Source organism: Enterobacter sp. KBR-315C3_2022, assembly GCF_041399425.1.
Taxonomy (GTDB): Bacteria; Pseudomonadota; Gammaproteobacteria; order Enterobacterales; family Enterobacteriaceae; genus Enterobacter.
Window position 1 is genome coordinate 21,557 of sequence record NZ_JBGKEB010000017.1, and the last position, 13,188, is coordinate 34,744.

Below are 13,188 nucleotides of genomic sequence, written 5' to 3' on the forward strand. Positions count from 1 at the left end.
CCGGCCGGGTGAGCGTTAGCGCCACCCGGCTATTTTATTTGAGAAAGCACCCACCCCACCGACAGCAAATCCGCGCTGCCGCCGGGGCTCAGGTTCCGTTCTATCAGCGCGTTATCCATATCAAGCAGCGCCTGATTATCCCAGCCGTTCGCCAGCAGCTCCCGCGCATAGTTCTGAACGTAGCGCAGCCCGTCAATGTCGCCGCGCGACACCAGGTTGCTGTCCTGATTGATCGCCATCAGGCGCAGCAGCAGCCCGTGAAGCGAGCGTCCGCTCCACGCGTCCAGCGCCTTACGGACCGTCGCAAAGCCGCTCTCCGCCTCGCCGCGCGCGCCGGTTAAGCCGTACTGCTGATACTGCCGCTCGCCCGCCGTCGCCTGCCCGCTGCGCCCGGCAAGCTCCCGCGAAACCAGCCCGCTGCAAATGTTACTTACCTCACAGCAGAGGCCGTCAGCGGAGACATTTTTCACACGCCCGGCGGCGAAGCACAGTAACCCCAGGGCAAAAATGCCGCCCTTGTGCGCGTTCACGCCGTTCGTCGCGGCGTACATTGCCTGCTCGCAGGCGATCCCCATCGGGCGGATAATCCTTAACTGTTCGGCAGCAGGTTTATCCGCATGCGCGCTGCCCAGCTCGGCAAAGCGCGAAAACCATGGCGTAATCGCCGCAATGCTGCGAACGAACAGCGCGTGGTCCATATCCCGGTGCGCGCCGCTGTTGAACCTGTCCACCAGCCCCGGCTTCGGCGTCAGCTCCAGCTCCTGCCATAGCGCCGCCTCGGCAAGCGCGGGCACGTCCGCCGGGCGCGGTTTAGTCGCGAGCAAACCAGTCATCGATCGTCTTCTCCACGCGGGCCACGACCTGCTCGACCGGATGCTTGCGCGAGCGCGAGCAGGCGTGCGCGGGCTCGTCGCAGATCAGGCAGCGGCGCAAATTCGCCCCTAAAGACTGGCGCCCGACGTGGCCGTTTACAGGGCAGATGACGTCCAGATCCCACAGCCTGCCGAGCGGATGCGTCTGCTCCAGCACCGCGCAGTGGGCCTTAACTTCCGCGGCCGGATGGGCCACGCACCACAGCGCTTCCGGCCCGGTCGGCAGCCACAGCACCTGACGGTCCAGCGCCTGCCAGCGGTGCTCCCATAAAAGCTGGTCGCACATCTGCAGCGCCACGCCCATGGTGTTGCGGTAGCGCAGGCTGTCTTTAACCTCACCCGGCGTCACCAGCGTGAGCGAGATAACCGGCTGTTGATAGTGGGCAAGCCAGTCAGCCTGACGGGCCGCGCGGCGCTCTTTCGCCGCCAGCAGTTCGTCCAGGCTGACACCCGCCCGCGCGGGTGTCGCTGAAATCATACGTCCTCCTTCACCTGCCGCACGGTGTCGATCACGCTGCCGTCGCGGTAGCGGATCACGCCGACGATCCTGTCGGTAAACTCAATCGGTTTTGGCTCGCCGGTCAGGGAAATCGCCCGCTCGTACAGCGCGTCGATATCCACGACCTTCAGCCCCGCCGCCAGCAGCCGCTCGCGGATCTCCGGGCGCGCCGGGTTAACGGCGATCCCGTGGTCGGTGACCAGCACGTCGATGCTCTCACCCGGCGTCAGGCGCGTGGTGACGCGCTTCACCACCGTTGGAATGCGGCTTCGCAGCAGTGGCGCGACGACGATGGTCAGGTTCGCGGCGGCGGCTACGTCGCAGTGGCCGCCGGACGCGCCGCGCATCACGCCGTCGGAGCCGGTGATAACGTTGACGTTAAACTCGACGTCGATTTCCAGCGCGCTGAGGATCACCACGTCGAGCTGGTCGCAGCTTGCCGCCTTGCTGCCGGGGTTGGCGTAGACGTTGGTGGAGATCTCCACGTGGTTCTGGTTGCGCGCCAGCGAGGCCGCCGCCTGGCCGTCAAAGCACTGGGTATCGAGCAGCGTTTCAATCAGCCCTTTCTCGTGCAGGTCGACAAGGCTGCCGGTGATCCCGCCGAGCGCGAAGCGCGCCTTCACCCCGCTGCGCTCCATCTTCTCTTCCATAAAGCGCGTGCAGGCGGTGGCCGCCGCGCCGGAGCCGGTCTGCATCGAGAAGCCCGGTTTGAAGTAGCCCGAGTGCTCAATCACGTCCGCGGCGTAGCGGGCGATCGCCAGCTCGCGCGGGTTGCTGGTGACGCGCGCCGCGCCGACGCTGATTTTTGCCGGATCGCCGACGCTCTCGACCTGCACGATATAGTCCACCCGATCCTGCACGATGCTGGCGGGCATATTGGGGAACGGCACCAGCGCTTCGGTCAGCAGCACCACCCTGCGGGCGAACTGCGCGTCCACCATCGCGTAGCCCAGCGAGCCGCAGCAGGATTTGCCGTGCGTGCCGTTAGCGTTGCCAAACTCGTCGCTGCACGGCACGCCGAGAAACGCCACGTCGATGTTCAGCTCGCCGTCCTGCAGCAGCTTCACGCGCCCGCCGTGGGAGTGGATCTGCACCGGCTCGTCCATCAGCCCGTGGGAGATGGCCTCCGCCAGCCTGCCGCGCATGCCGGAGGTATAGATTCGGGTGATAACGCCGCTTTCGATATGCTCGATCAGCGCGTCGTTGCAGGTCATCAGCGAGCTGGAGGCCAGGGTCAGGTTTTTAAAGCCCATCCGCGCCAGCAGCGCCACGACGCTGTTAATGACCCGGTCGCCCTCGCGAAACGCGTGGTGGAAGGAGATGGTCATCCCGTCCGTTAAGCCGCTGCGCTTAACAGCCTCTTCAACGGAGGCGCAGAGCTTGCGGTTACGCTTCGCGTCGCTGTCCGCCAGCCACGGCGTGGCGGCGTGGGCAGAATCAAAGGGCTTGAGGTCCCGCAGATGGGGGAAATTCACGTGGAGAAGTTCTGTCTGGTTCATTGTCTCATCCTTACCGACGCACGCCGGAGGCCGCCGCGCGCTCAAGCACCACCTGCGCGTGGTGAATAATCGGCGCATCAACCATTTTGCCGTTGAGCGATACCACGCCCAGGCCGTTGCGCTCGCCCTCTTCCGCGGCTTCAATCACGCGCCTGGCGTGATCCACCTCCTGCTGGGTCGGCGCGTAGGCGTTGTGCAGCAGGTCAATCTGGCGCGGGTTAATCAGCGATTTGCCGTTGAAGCCCATCTTGCGGATCAGATCGACCTCGCGCAGGAATCCGGCCTCGTCGTTCACGTCAGACCACACCACGTCAAAGGCGTCGATACCCGCGGCGCGGGCGGCGTGCAGCACGGCGCAGCGGGCGTAGAACAGCTCGGTGCCGTCGCCGCGCTCGGTCTGCATGTCCATCACGTAGTCAAAGGCCGCCAGCGCGATGCCGATCAGGCGCGGGGAGCTGCGGGCAATCGCCACGGCGTTAATCACGCCAATGGCCGATTCAATTGCCGCCATCACGCGGGTGGATCCGACCTCGCGCCCGCACTCGCGCTCGATGCGCTCAAGGTGGCCTTCAAGCTCATACACGTCCTCAGGCGTATCGGTTTTGGGCAGGCGGATCACGTCCACGCCCGCGTACACGGCGGCCTCCAGGTCCCGCAGGCCAAACGGCGTGCTGAGCGGGTTAATGCGCACCACGGTTTCGATATCCTGATACATCGGGTGCTGCAGGGCGTGGAACACCAGCATCCTTGCGGTGTCTTTCTCGCGCAGGGCCACCGCGTCCTCAAGGTCAAACATAATGGAATCCGGGCGGTAGATAAACGCGGTGGAGAGCATGGCGGCGTTGGCGCCAGGCAGGAACAGCATGCTGCGGCGGAGTTTGCTCATTTTAGCGCCCCCCAGCTGATGGCCTGCTCGTCGGCGGCGCGCAGAAGCGCGCTCTGCAGGCGGGCGCGGATCACGCAGTCCAGCGCCCCTTTGTCTTCGATAATGATCAATCCCTGGTGCACGCTCATGGCGCGCAGGGTGTCGTTAACGACCCGGCGGATCTGTTCGCCAAACTGCTTAATCACTTCACTGTGGATGACAATCTCCAGCTCGCCGTCGGCGGGGGCGATTTTCACCATCAGGTCGCTGGACTCCTGCGTTCCGGCCAGCGCCTCCCTTACAATTTTCATGTTCAATTCCTGATAGTTATGCGACTTCCGCACGCTCGCGATAGTGCGTTTCGAGGTGCGCGAAGGTGGAGTCCGGGACGATCTCCCGGATCCGGGAAAACTGCTGCGTTTTGAGCAAACGGCGCACTTCCGACGCCGAAATGGCGTTGCCCGCGGCCTTGAGGCGCGGCATCTCCACCACCTCGATGTGCGAGGCGAGCAGGTCGTGCAGCGTCTGGTTGTACTGGCGGGTGATGTCGCAGAACGGCTCCGAGCCGATAAAGCGGTGGGTGATGCCCAGCGCCGGGGCGATAAAGTCCCGGAAGATCAGCACGTCGATCTCGCTCCACGCCTGCTGCACCTTGCCGCTCTCCTTGAGGAAGTAGGCCGGAAAGGTGGCGCGGGAGATGATGTACTGCGAGCCTTCGTGCACCACCACGTTCGGCAGGTGCGCCACGCCCGCGCGCACCATCTCAATGCGCGCGCTGAACGGGAAGAACGACGCGTCTTCGCGCACCACGAACAGGTGCAGGGCATCGCACCGTCCCGCCGCCTGCTCCACCAGATGGCGGTGGCCGAGGGTGAACGGATTGGCGTTCATCACGATCGCGCCGATCGCCTCTCCGCCCCGGCGCTGGCGCGCCAGCGAACGGCAGTAGCGCGCGATCCCCTGCGGCGCGTTTTCCATCAGCACCGCGCTGCTGCCGCTCTGGGCAATCGGCCAGAAGCCGCTGCGGCCAAAGCGCTCGCGGTTGCACGGGCGGGTGCAGAGGAAGAGGTGAAAATGGCCGCGCTCCAGCGCCGCGTGTTCTACTTCCGCCAGAAGCCGCGCGCTGAGGTTCTCGCCGCGCAGCTGCTCGTTGACCGCCACGCACTTGATGACGTTGGCGGCAAGCCCGGCGCAGCCCACCAGCTGCGGGCCGGACCAGGCCTCGACGAACAGCTCGATGTCGTTGTCCAGCCCGAGGCCGCTGTCGGCCAGCAGGTAGCGGATCTGGCTCAGCCGCTCGGGGTGCTTCGCCACCAGCGTGTGGCGGAAATCGATGGGATGCGAGTGCATGCTGCCGCCTTCCTCAGTGCGCCGCCGAAAGCGTCTGCTCCGGCGCTTCGACGATCACGTTGCTCAGATGACCGATGCGCTCGATCTCCACCTCAATGCGATCGCCCTCTTTCATAAACAGCGGCGGGTTACGCTTTTTACCGACGCCGCCTGGCGATCCGGTGATGATCACGTCGCCCGGGCTCAGGCGCGTGAAGGTGCTGATGTATTCGATCAGCTCCGCGACCTTGTGGATCATGCTGCTGGTGTTGTCCTCCTGCACCATGCGCCCGTTCAGCCAGGTGCGGATCGCAAGCTGGTGCGGGTCCGGGATCTCATCCGCCGTCGCCATCCACGGGCCGAACGCCCCGGTCTGACGCCAGTTTTTTCCGGCGGTGAACCAGGTGTGCTGCCAGTCGCGCGCGGAGCCGTCCATGTAGCAGCTGTAGCCCGCCACGTGGCGCAGCGCGTCGTCGCGGCGGATGTTCTCTCCACCTTTGCCGACGATCACCGCCAGCTCGCCCTCGTAGTCGAACTCGCTGGAGCAGCGCGGCTTCAGCACCGGCGCGTTGTGCCCGGTCTGGGAGTCCGGGAAGCGGACGAACAGCGTCGGGGCCGGGTTGTGCTGGTCAAACTCCTTGCGCTTGTCGGCGTAGTTCATGCCCACGCAGAGGATTTTTTCCGGGCGTTCAATCACCGGCAGGAAGGTGATAGCGCTCATCGGCACGTCCACCGCATCGTTCAGGTAGCGGGTAGCCTGCGCCAGCCCGTTGCCCTGCAGCAGCGCCTTGAGGTCGCCGTAGCGGTCGCCGAGACGGCGGCCTAAGTCAATCACGCCGTCGGCCTGGACGATGCCGTAGCTGCGTTTTCCCTGGTAGATAAAGCTTGCGAGTTTCATTGTTTTTTCCTGAAAACTTAAACGAGGAAGTTGCCGAGTATCAGCAGCGAGACGGAGACGTTAATCGCGCCGCCGATGCGGGTAGCAATCTGGGCGAAGGGCATCAGGCTCATGCGGTTGCCCGCGGTCAGGATCGCCACGTCGCCGGTGCCGCCCTGCCCGCTCTGACAGCAGGAGACGATGGCAACGTCAATCGGGTGCATGCCGATCTTTTTGCCCACGAAGAAGCCCGTCGCCACCAGCGCCGAAACGGTGCTGACGATCACCAGCAGGTTGCTGACGGTGAACGCCGCGACCAGCTCGTGCCACGGCGTAATGGCCACGCCAACGGCGAAGAGGATCGGATAGGTGACGGAGGTCTGGAAGAATTTGTAGACCACCTGAGAACCTTCCAGCAGGCGCGGAGAGGCGCCGTTGCACAGCTTCACCAGTACCGCCATAAACAGCATGCCAACCGGCGCGGGCAGGCCGATCAGCTTGTGGCCGAGCATGCCGAGCATGTAGAGCAGCACCGCCAGCAGCGCGCCTGAGGCGATGGTGGTGACGTCCGCCTTGCCGGAGAAGGCGGGCTGAGACACGCCGGCATCGGCATTGGCGCGGTTAGGCATCAGCTGGCCTTCGCCGGTCAGGTGCGGGTAGCGCTTGCCGAGCTGGTTCAGGCAGCCGGAGATAATGATCGCCGTCAGGCCGCCGAGCATCACCATCGGCAGCACGCGGCCGAGCGCCACGCCCTGGTCCATGTGCAGCAGCGTGGCGTAACCGATGGAGAGCGGGATCGCCCCTTCCCCGACGCCGCCCGCCATGATCGGCAGAATGATAAAGAAGAAGATCTGGAACGGCTCCAGGCCCAGCGCCAGGCCGACGCCCATGCCGACAATCATGCCGACGATTTCACCGCACAGCATCGGGAAGAAGATGCGCAGGAAGCCCTGAATCAGCACCGTGCGGTTCATGCTCATGATGCTGCCGACGATGATGCAGCAGATGTAGAGGTAGAGAATGTTGGTGGATTTGTAGAATTTGGTGGTGGACTCGACCACCACGTCCGGCAGCAGGCCGTAGTAGACCAGCGCGGAAGGGATAAAGGTGGCGCAAATCGCCGCCGCGCCCAGCTTGCCGACGATCGGCAGGCGTTTGCCGAACTCGCCGCAGGCAAAGCCGAAGAAGGCCAGCGTGGCGACCATCACCACGATGTCGCTCGGCAGCTTACCGCCCAGGCAGTCAATCGCGATCAGCGCTCCCGCTAATACAAACAGCGGCAGAGGAATAATCCCGACTTTCCAGGTATCCATAATATGCCACCAGCGCTCCTTGAGCGATGGCCGCTGAATTTCAATCGGGTCGTGGGTAACAGAGAAAGAATCGTCAGTCGTGCTCATAATAAGCCCCTTAGTTATTTTGTACGTTCAGCTTAGGGGCGCAAAGGCTTACTTTATGTGAGGAATGACATATTCAGCGCGAAGTTTTAATGGCAGCTATGGTTTTTATGGTTTCTTTTATTTTATGTGATTTATCGCTTATTTATCGCCGTGGTTTTTATGGTTTCTATTCACTCGCGGGTGAGCAAACCGATAAGGTTAATTAATCCTTAAGACGACGATTTATTAAGACAATTCTTTTCCAGGTTGCGCTGTGCAAGGGATCACAACTTTTCGGCAAAACCCGCGCCGGTCGGGCAAAAGGTGATATATTGCCCAAACTCAATGATTCCGTGCGTGATAGTGATGAAAGTATCGTTTCAGATAAAGCTGTTTATTTCGCTGGTTGCCTTTTTCTCAGTGCTGTTTGCGCTGCTGGGCGGATATTATTATGTCGACGTTGGCCGACAGCTTTATCAGGAAATGAGCGCGCGGGCGAAAATACAGGCCGAGGAAATTGCGCTTATTCCTAATTTACGCCGGGAAGTTGAAGAGAAAGATATCCACGCCATTCACGACTTCATGCAAAAAATAGCCGCGCACAGCGACGCCAGCTTTATCGTCATTGGCGATAATAAAGGATTGCATCTTTTCCATTCGGTCTTTGCCGACAGGGTGGGCAAAACGCTGGTCGGCGGCGATAACGAAGAGGTGCTGCGCGGCAAAAGCACGACCACCATCCGCAAGGGCGGCCTGGGCATTTCGCTGCGCAGCAAGGCCCCCATTTTCAACGATGCCGGACAGGTGGTGGGGATTGTCTCGGTAGGGTATCTCACCAGCTACCTCGACACCATTACCGTAAATAAAGTGGTGAATATTCTGATTGCCGCCCTGCTGCTGCTGGTCGCGCTGTTTATCTTCTCGTGGTTTTTCACCCGCAGCATTAAGAAGCAGATTTTCTCCCTCGAGCCGCGCGAGATCGGCCTTCTGGTGCGCCAGCAAAAGGCGATGATGGAGTCGATCTACGAAGGGGTTATCGCCATCGATGACGACCTGCGCATCGAGGTGATCAACCAGGCGGCGCGCAAGCTGCTTGGCCTGAGCCAGCCCGCCCGCGCGCTACGCGGACAGCTGATTGGCCAGGTGATTGCGCCCGTGCCGTTCTTTGCCCCGCAGACCATGCTGGCAAAAGACACCCACGATGAGATCTGCCGCTTTAACGATCTCACCGTGATTGCCAGCCGGGTGCGGATCATGCTGGAAGATTCGCTGCAGGGCTGGGTGATCACCTTCCGCGATCGCAACGAGATCGACTCGCTGAGCGCCCAGCTGAGCCAGGTGAAGCGCTACGTGGATAACCTGCGCATCATGCGCCACGAGCAGCTCAACCGCATGACCACCCTCTCCGGCCTGATGCACATGGGACGCTATGAGGAGGCGATCGGCTACATTCAGGCGCAGTCGGAACACGCGCAGGAGCTGCTGGACTTTATCTCGTCGCGCTTTAGCTCGCCCACGCTCTGCGGCCTGCTGCTGGGCAAGGCCGCGCGGGCGCGGGAGAAAGGCGTGGAGCTGGACTTCGACCCGGCGTGCCGGATGGATAAACCGTTCGCGCCGCTGCTGGAGTCCGAGCTGATTTCAATAATCGGCAATTTGCTGGATAACGCCATCGAAGCCACGCAGCGCGCGCCGCTTCCCCACGAGCCGGTTGAGGTGCTGATCAAGCTGAACGAGCACGAGCTGATTATTGAAGTGGCCGACCGCGGCGTGGGCATCAGCCCGGCCCTGCGGGAAAAAATATTTGAACGCGGCGTCACCACCAAAACGCGCGGCGATCACGGCATTGGCCTGTACCTGATTGAAAGCTATGTCGCCCAGGCCGGTGGCACCATTGAAGTGGCGGATAACGCGCCGCGCGGGGCCATTTTCTCACTGTTTATTCCCGCCGCGGGAGCCGCCCGGCGTCCCGCCCAGGAACTGGAAGATACCGACTATGCAACATGAACTTATCGACGTACTGATCGTTGAAGACGAACACGAGCTGGCGCAGCTGCACGCGGAGCTTATCGCTAAACATCCGCGCCTGAGGCTGGTGGGCGTGGCGTCATCGCTGGCCGACGCGCATAGTCAGCTGGAGAGCAAGCGGCCGCAGCTGATGCTGCTGGACAACTACCTGCCGGACGGCAAGGGCATCACGCTCATCAGCAATCCGATGCTGGTCCGCGCCAACTGCTCGGTGATTTTTATCACCGCCGCCAGCGACATGGACACCTGCAGCCAGGCCATCCGCAACGGCGCGTTCGACTATATTCTCAAGCCCGTCTCCTGGAAGCGGCTGAGCCAGTCTTTGGAGCGCTTCGTGCAGTTCGCCGAGCAGCAGCGCGTGTGGAAGATCGTCGACCAGCAGAACGTCGACTCGCTCTATCAGCTTCAGGCGAAAAACTACCGCCTGGACAACGGCAGCAAGGGCATTGAAGAGAACACGCTGGCGCGGGTGCAGGCGCTGTTTAACGACCGGGCGACGCACTGTTTTTCCGTGGACGAGGTGGTGAGCGAGACGGGGCTGAGCAAAACCACCACCCGGCGCTATCTGGAGCACTGCGTGGAGGCGGGGTTTCTGAGCGTGGAGATGCTGTACGGAAAGATTGGGCATCCGAGGAGGATGTACAGGCGTAGTGCGGCTTAACTCCCCTCACCCCGGCCCTCTCCCCAAAGGGGCGAGGGTGAAAAGACGGCTCCGTGCAATTCCCTCTCCCCTTTGGGGAGAGGGTTAGGGTGAGGGGCACGCACCTACTTCAACACATACCCATAAAGCCGCTTAATCCCGTCCGCATCCTTCTCGCTGTAAACCCCCTGCAGCTCCGGCGAGAAGCCCGGCAGCAGGTTGACGCCCTCTTCCAGCGCCAAGAAGTAGCGCTGTACCGCACCGCCCCACACTTCTCCCGGCACCACGCACAGCACGCCCGGCGGGTACGGCAGCGCCCCTTCGGCGGCAATGCGCCCGGCGGCGTCGCGGATGCGCACCAGCTCGACGTTGCCGCGAATGTATTCCCGGTTGGCATCCTGCGGGTTCATCGCCACCGCGGGCAGGCTCTCACGGCGGAACATCGCCTTCTGCAGATCCTTCACGTTAAAGCTGACGTACAGGTCGTGCATCTCCTGACACAGCTGGCGGATGGTGTAGTCGCGGTAGCGCACCGGGTACTTCTGGAAGATTGTCGGCAGCACGTTCGCCAGCGGCGTATCGTCTTCGATGTGCTGCTCGAACTGGCCGAGCATCGCCACCAGCTGCGCCATTTTCTCGGCGCTTTCCGCGGGCGTCAGCAGGAAAAGGATCGAGTTGAGATCGCACTTCTCCGGCACGATGCCGTTTTCACGCAGGTAGTGGGCGAGGATGGTGGCCGGAATGCCAAACTCCGCGTACTCCCCCGTTTCGGCATCAATTCCCGGCGTGGTCAGCAGCAGCTTGCACGGATCGACAAAGTACTGCTCGTCGGCGTAGCCCTCAAAGCCGTGCCACTTCGCGCCCGGTTCAAAGCTGAAGAAGCGCCGCTCGCGGGCGATGGTGTGGGTGGCGTGATCCTGCCACGGCCGCCCCGCCACCGTCGGTGGGATAAAGGGTTTGATCATGTGGCAGTTGGCGACGATCGCCTTGCGCGCCTCGATGCCCAGCTCCACGCACTCCGCCCACAGCCTGCGCCCGCTTTCGCCCTCGTGGATCTTGGCGTTGACGTCCAGCGCGGCAAACAGCGGATAGAACGGGCTGGTGGAAGCGTGCAGCATAAAGGCGTTGTTCAGCCGCTTGTGCGGGCAAAAGCGCGCCTGGCCGCGAATATGGTTGTCCTTTTTGTGGATCTGCGAGGTTTGCGAGAACCCGGCCTGCTGCTTATGCACCGACTGGGTGACGAAAATTCCCGGATCGTTCTCGTTCAGGTCCAGCAGCAGCGGCGAGCTGTCGGCCATCATCGGGATAAACTGCTCGTAGCCGACCCACGCCGAGTCGAAAAGGATGTAGTCGCACAGGTGACCGATCCTGTCGATCACCTGACGGGCGTTGTAGATCGTGCCGTCGTAGGTGCCGAGCTGGATCACCGCCAGGCGGAACGGGCGCGGCTCATCGGCTTTTTCCGGCGCCACCTCGCGGATCCGATCCCGCAGGTAGGCGTCGTCAAAGCAGTGCGCGTCAATGCCGCCGATAAAGCCAAACGGGTTACGCGCCGCCTCGAGATAGACCGGCGTCGCGCCCGCCTGGACCAGCGCGCCGTGGTGATTGGACTTGTGGTTGTTGCGGTCAAACAGCACCAGATCGCCGCGGGTGAGCAGCGCGTTGGTGACGACCTTGTTGGCCGCCGAGGTGCCGTTCAGCACGAAGTAGGTTTTATCCGCGTTGAAGACCTTTGCCGCAAACTTCTGCGCGTGCTTGGCGGAACCTTCGTGGATCAGCAGGTCGCCGAGCTTAACGTCGGCGTTGCACATATCGGCGCGAAACACGTTCTCGCCGAAGAAATCGTAGAACTTCCTTCCTGCCGGGTGCTTTTTGAAGAACGCGCCGTGCTGATGACCCGGGCAGGCAAAGGTGCTGTTCCCCATCGCGACGTACTGGCTCAGAGTGTCAAAAAAGGGCGGCAGCAGCGCCGCTTCGTACTGCGCGGCGGCAGACTCCAGCTCCAGAAACTCCTGCGCCTTACCGGAAACGATCGCCGTAACGCCGTCCGGCAGCGCCATAGGCTCCGGCGAGAAGATAAACACCGGCAGCTGAAAGCCCGTGCGCTTCAGCAGCGCGAGAATACCGCTGCCGCTTTCCGCAGCCGTCATGACGACTGCCGCCACGTCGGTAAAGTCAGTGTTGTCCAGCGTCACCTTTTCGCGATGCGTTGAGACGGCGGACACCAGCTCGCGGCTGACGGCAATTTTCAAAGATTTCATAAGCGCAAATACCCGTTTAAAGGGAGAACGGCCCCGGTCAGAATCGGCATTCTGCCGGATAACGCGTCTGAGCGTAATACGTTGCGCCCCGGAGATCGAATCATTATGCACGACATCATTCAAAGCTAACTCCATTACGCCGCGTTCATGTCATACTCATGCACTATCAACGATTAAATAACAGGAGCTTACCGTGGTCGTCGGGCCTTTTATTAATGCCGGAGCCGTTTTGCTGGGGGGCGTACTCGGAGCCGTGCTGAGCCAGCGCCTGCCGGAGCGTATTCGCTCCTCTATGCCCTCTATTTTTGGCCTGGCCTCGCTGGGCATCGGTATCCTTCTGGTGATTAAATGCGCCAACCTGCCGGTGATGGTTTTAGCCACCCTGCTCGGCGCGCTGATCGGCGAGTTTTGCTATCTGGAGAAAGGGATCAACAGCGCGGTCGGTAAGGCCAAAAACCTGATCGCCCGGCCGGGCAAAGCGCAAAACGGCTCGCACGAGACATTTATCCAGAACTACGTCGCGATCGTGATTCTGTTTTGCGCCAGCGGCACGGGGATTTTCGGTTCGATGCAGGAAGGGATGACCGGCGATCCGAGCATACTGATTGCCAAAGCGTTTCTCGATTTCTTTACCGCCACCATTTTCGCCACCACGCTGGGGATTGCCGTGGCCGCGATCGGCGTGCCGATGCTGCTTATCCAGCTCGCGCTCGCCACCAGCGCGACGCTGATCCTGCCGCTCACCACGCCCGCAATGATGGCCGACTTTACCGCCGTCGGCGGGCTGCTGCTGCTGGCAACGGGGCTGCGGATTTGCGGCATCAAGATGTTTGCGGTGGTGAATATGCTGCCCGCGCTGCTGCTCGCCATGCCGCTTTCCGCGCTCTGGACGCACTTTTTTGCCTAAGATTGCGACGAACTGGTGAGAGAGTGTGCAGTCCG

At 62.0% G+C, this 13,188-nt stretch carries 12 protein-coding genes; 3 read left to right on the forward strand and 9 right to left on the reverse strand.

The window, feature by feature from the left end; genetic code table 11:
• Positions 1–29: 29 nt before the first annotated feature.
• Genes citG through AB8804_RS16970 form a run of 8 tightly spaced genes read right to left on the reverse strand, consistent with a single transcriptional unit; the run spans position 30 to position 7,341 of the window.
• A complete protein-coding gene (gene citG, locus AB8804_RS16935) occupies positions 30–833 on the reverse strand; it encodes a triphosphoribosyl-dephospho-CoA synthase CitG (RefSeq protein ID WP_371188182.1) in 804 nt (267 codons plus the stop codon).
• Positions 811–1,350 carry a citrate lyase holo-[acyl-carrier protein] synthase gene (citX, locus tag AB8804_RS16940; RefSeq protein WP_371188184.1) on the reverse strand — a complete coding sequence of 180 codons (540 nt, stop codon included), beginning with the start codon at positions 1,348–1,350 and terminating at the stop codon, positions 811–813. The genes citG and citX overlap by 23 nt, the downstream gene beginning before the upstream one ends.
• Entirely contained in the window at positions 1,347–2,870 is a 1,524-nt protein-coding gene (citF, locus tag AB8804_RS16945) for a citrate lyase subunit alpha (protein WP_371188186.1), read from the reverse strand. The genes citX and citF overlap by 4 nt, the downstream gene beginning before the upstream one ends.
• Before the next feature lie 10 nt (positions 2,871–2,880).
• Positions 2,881–3,756 carry a citrate (pro-3S)-lyase subunit beta gene (gene citE / locus AB8804_RS16950; protein WP_112009858.1) on the reverse strand — a complete coding sequence of 292 codons (876 nt, stop codon included), beginning with the start codon at positions 3,754–3,756 and terminating at the stop codon, positions 2,881–2,883.
• A complete protein-coding gene (gene citD, locus AB8804_RS16955) occupies positions 3,753–4,046 on the reverse strand; it encodes a citrate lyase acyl carrier protein (RefSeq protein ID WP_371188188.1) in 294 nt (97 codons plus the stop codon). The genes citE and citD overlap by 4 nt, the downstream gene beginning before the upstream one ends.
• A 16-nt stretch (positions 4,047–4,062) precedes the next feature.
• Positions 4,063–5,085, reverse strand: a complete 1,023-nt coding sequence (citC, locus tag AB8804_RS16960) for a [citrate (pro-3S)-lyase] ligase (RefSeq protein ID WP_371188190.1) — start codon at positions 5,083–5,085, stop codon at positions 4,063–4,065.
• 13 nt (positions 5,086–5,098) lie between these two features.
• Positions 5,099–5,962, reverse strand: coding sequence for a fumarylacetoacetate hydrolase family protein (locus AB8804_RS16965; protein ID WP_371188192.1), 864 nt, complete (start codon positions 5,960–5,962; stop codon positions 5,099–5,101).
• Between the two features lie 17 nt (positions 5,963–5,979).
• A complete protein-coding gene (locus AB8804_RS16970) occupies positions 5,980–7,341 on the reverse strand; it encodes a 2-hydroxycarboxylate transporter family protein (protein WP_371188194.1) in 1,362 nt (453 codons plus the stop codon).
• Positions 7,342–7,686: 345 nt separating this feature from the next.
• On the opposite strand from AB8804_RS16970, the gene AB8804_RS16975 reads away from it, so the two are divergent.
• Complete coding sequence (locus tag AB8804_RS16975; protein ID WP_371188196.1) at positions 7,687–9,324, forward strand: ATP-binding protein; 1,638 nt, start codon at positions 7,687–7,689, stop codon at positions 9,322–9,324.
• Complete coding sequence (locus tag AB8804_RS16980) at positions 9,314–10,006, forward strand: response regulator (protein WP_371188198.1); 693 nt, start codon at positions 9,314–9,316, stop codon at positions 10,004–10,006. The genes AB8804_RS16975 and AB8804_RS16980 overlap by 11 nt, the downstream gene beginning before the upstream one ends.
• A 104-nt stretch (positions 10,007–10,110) precedes the next feature.
• Here AB8804_RS16980 and AB8804_RS16985 read toward each other — a convergent pair whose 3' ends face one another.
• Positions 10,111–12,246 (reverse strand): ornithine decarboxylase, encoded by a 2,136-nt coding sequence (locus AB8804_RS16985; protein ID WP_371188200.1) that lies wholly within the window; start codon positions 12,244–12,246, stop codon positions 10,111–10,113.
• Positions 12,247–12,439: 193 nt separating this feature from the next.
• Between AB8804_RS16985 and AB8804_RS16990 the strand changes: the two genes are divergently transcribed.
• The gene (locus AB8804_RS16990; protein WP_371188202.1) at positions 12,440–13,153 is read left to right on the forward strand and encodes a DUF554 domain-containing protein; all 714 of its coding nucleotides are present in this window, start codon (positions 12,440–12,442) and stop codon (positions 13,151–13,153) included.
• Positions 13,154–13,188: the final 35 nt, after the last annotated feature.

Excerpts from the sequence above, each read along its gene's own strand:
- citG (WP_371188182.1), bottom strand. The coding sequence starts at position 833 with ATGACTGGTTTGCTCGCGACTAAACCGCGCCCGGCGGACGTGCCCGCG.
- citX (WP_371188184.1), bottom strand. The coding sequence starts at position 1,350 with ATGATTTCAGCGACACCCGCGCGGGCGGGTGTCAGCCTGGACGAACTG.
- citF (WP_371188186.1), bottom strand. The coding sequence starts at position 2,870 with ATGAACCAGACAGAACTTCTCCACGTGAATTTCCCCCATCTGCGGGAC.
- citE (WP_112009858.1), bottom strand. The coding sequence starts at position 3,756 with ATGAGCAAACTCCGCCGCAGCATGCTGTTCCTGCCTGGCGCCAACGCC.
- citD (WP_371188188.1), bottom strand. The coding sequence starts at position 4,046 with ATGAAAATTGTAAGGGAGGCGCTGGCCGGAACGCAGGAGTCCAGCGAC.
- citC (WP_371188190.1), bottom strand. The coding sequence starts at position 5,085 with ATGCACTCGCATCCCATCGATTTCCGCCACACGCTGGTGGCGAAGCAC.
- AB8804_RS16965 (WP_371188192.1), bottom strand. The coding sequence starts at position 5,962 with ATGAAACTCGCAAGCTTTATCTACCAGGGAAAACGCAGCTACGGCATC.
- AB8804_RS16970 (WP_371188194.1), bottom strand. The coding sequence starts at position 7,341 with ATGAGCACGACTGACGATTCTTTCTCTGTTACCCACGACCCGATTGAA.
- AB8804_RS16975 (WP_371188196.1), top strand. The coding sequence starts at position 7,687 with ATGAAAGTATCGTTTCAGATAAAGCTGTTTATTTCGCTGGTTGCCTTT.
- AB8804_RS16980 (WP_371188198.1), top strand. The coding sequence starts at position 9,314 with ATGCAACATGAACTTATCGACGTACTGATCGTTGAAGACGAACACGAG.
- AB8804_RS16985 (WP_371188200.1), bottom strand. The coding sequence starts at position 12,246 with ATGAAATCTTTGAAAATTGCCGTCAGCCGCGAGCTGGTGTCCGCCGTC.